General features: G+C 74.9%; 2 protein-coding genes. One reads left to right on the plus strand and one right to left on the minus strand.

Going from position 1 to position 2,229, the window contains the following annotated elements:
• Positions 1 to 207 precede the first annotated feature (207 nt).
• Positions 208 to 1,239 (plus strand): LacI family DNA-binding transcriptional regulator, encoded by a 1,032-nt coding sequence (locus GL263_RS25330; RefSeq protein ID WP_228456817.1) that lies wholly within the window; start codon positions 208 to 210, stop codon positions 1,237 to 1,239.
• 30 nt (positions 1,240 to 1,269) lie between these two features.
• Here GL263_RS25330 and GL263_RS25335 read toward each other — a convergent pair whose 3' ends face one another.
• Positions 1,270 to 2,172 carry a ribokinase gene (locus GL263_RS25335; protein ID WP_182858071.1) on the minus strand — a complete coding sequence of 301 codons (903 nt, stop codon included), beginning with the start codon at positions 2,170 to 2,172 and terminating at the stop codon, positions 1,270 to 1,272.
• Between the last annotated feature and the right edge of the window lie 57 nt (positions 2,173 to 2,229).

Below are 2,229 nucleotides of genomic sequence, written 5' to 3' on the forward strand. Positions count from 1 at the left end.
GTCGTCTCGCGCGTCTTCTCCATGCCGGTGTTCCTCTCCGGGCCGAGCCGATTGGTGGTGCTCCTTGGACACGGTTTGGATCGGTCCAAGCTGATGTCGGGCCAGCCTTTCGTCCGACCGGAACCCTGTCAACACCTTTGACACCCGCGTTCCCGGGTGTCAGAGTGCCAAAACGGGGAATGGATCGGTCCAACACGCGGAGGGTGGATGATGTCGATGGGCGCGGCGGGCTCGTCCGGGGGCAAGCCGACCATCCGTACCGTCGCCGAGCGCGCCGGGGTGTCCAAGTCGCTCGTCTCGCTGGTACTGCGTGGCTCCGACCAGGTCCGGCCGGAGAAGCGCGAGGCGGTCCTCACCGCCGTACGGGAGCTCGGCTACCGGCCGAACGCGGCGGCGCGCAGCCTCAGCGAGCAGCGCACCCGCACGGTCGGCGTGCTCCTGAACGATCTGCGCAACCCGTGGTTCGTCGACCTCCTGGACGGCCTGAACTCCCTGCTGCACGACAACGGACTGCGGATGCTGCTCGGGGACGCCAGGCTCAACCGCCGCCTCGGCCAGGACCTCGCCAGCCCCTTCCTCGACCTCCAGGTGGACGGGCTGGTCGCCGTCGGAACCCTGCCGGACCCGGTGTCGCTCGCCCGGGCGGCCGAGCGCATACCGGTGGTCGTGGCGGGCAGCCGGGAGCCCGCGCTGCCCGGCGTCGACGTCGTCGCGGGCGACGACACGCTCGGCGCGCGGCTGGCCACCGAACACCTCCTCGCCCTCGGCCATCGCCGCATCGCGCACGTCAGTGGCCACGGCGCCGTCGGCGAGCTGCGGCGGCGCAGCTTCGAGGCCACGATGGCCGCGCACGGTCTCGCCGGTGACGCGCTCGTCGAACCGGGCGACCTCACCGAGGAGGGCGGCTACCGCGCCGCCGTGCGACTGCTCGGCCGGCCCGACCGCCCCACCGCCGTGTTCGCCGTGAACGACATGACCTCCGTCGGCGTCGTCTCCGCCGCCGAGGAGTCGGGGCTGCGGGTGCCGAGTGCACTGTCCGTGGTGGGCTACGACAACACCAGCATCTCGCAGCTCCGCCACGTCTGGCTGACGACTGTGGACAACGCGGGCCACGACGTCGGCAGACGCGCCGCCCGCTGCCTCCTCGACCGGTTCGACCGACCGACCCGCCCCGCCGAACTCCAGCTGACGACCCCCACGTTGGAGGTGCGCGGCACCACGGCCCCGCCGCCGGTGTGAGGTCCGGGGATGCCGAGGGGACGCCGGTGTCTACAGGCCGGCTTCGGTGGCGGTGGGGAAGGAGGGTTGGGCGCCTTCGCGGGTGACGGCGAGCGCGCCCACCCGGCAGGCGGCCGCGGCGGCCGCGGGGAGGGGGTCGCCGGCGCCCAGGCGCCAGGCGAGGGCGGCGGCGAAGGCGTCGCCCGCGCCGGTGGTGTCGACCGCGCGTACCGGCACGGCCGGCACGTGCGCGCTCTCCCCGTCGGCTTCCGCGACGAGTGCGCCACGGCCGCCCAGGGTGATCACCACCGAGCGGGGTCCGAGCGCGAGCAGTGCCCGCGCCTGGTGCTCCACCGAGGCGGGCACCGGGTCGCGGGCGCCGGAGAGGACGGCCCGCGCCTCGTGCTCGTTGACCACCAGCGGGTCGCAGGCCGCGAGGACCTCGGGCGGCAGGGGCGCCGGCGGCGAGGCGTTCAGGACAAAGCGGCCGGCCGGGGGTAGCCGCCGTACCACCTCCGCGACCGTCTCCAGGGGGATCTCCAGCTGCGCGGACACCACCCTCGCGGTGGCGAGCAGCGGCTCGGCGGCGTTGATGTCCGACGGCGAGAGCCGGGCGTTCGCGCCGGGGGAGACGACGATGCCGTTGTCCCCCGAGGCATCCACCGTGATCATCGCGACCCCGGTGGGCCCGCCGCCGGTCAGCACGCCCGAGACGTCGACGCCCGCCGCGCGCTGGGCGTCGAGCAGCAGCCGGCCGTGCGCGTCGTCGCCGACCCGGGCCAGCAGGGCCGTCCGGGCGCCGAGCCGGGCGGCGGCCACGGCCTGGTTCGCGCCCTTGCCACCCGGGTGTACGGCCAGGTCCGAGCCCAGCACCGTCTCTCCGGCGGCCGGCCGCCGCTCCACGCCCACCACGAGGTCGGCGTTGGCCGACCCGACCACCAGCAGATCCCACACCGTCCCGCGTCCTTTCCGGAGCACCGCCAGCACCGCACCCCCCGCACCCCCGCCCTC

Origin of the sequence: Streptomyces durbertensis (assembly GCF_014156695.1) — a bacterium.
In the GTDB taxonomy this organism is placed as follows: domain Bacteria; phylum Actinomycetota; class Actinomycetes; order Streptomycetales; family Streptomycetaceae; genus Streptomyces; species Streptomyces durbertensis.

Bases quoted from the DNA above. Each gene is read 5' to 3' on its own strand.
- GL263_RS25330 (WP_228456817.1), top strand. From the start codon at position 208: ATGATGTCGATGGGCGCGGCGGGCTCGTCCGGGGGCAAGCCGACCATC.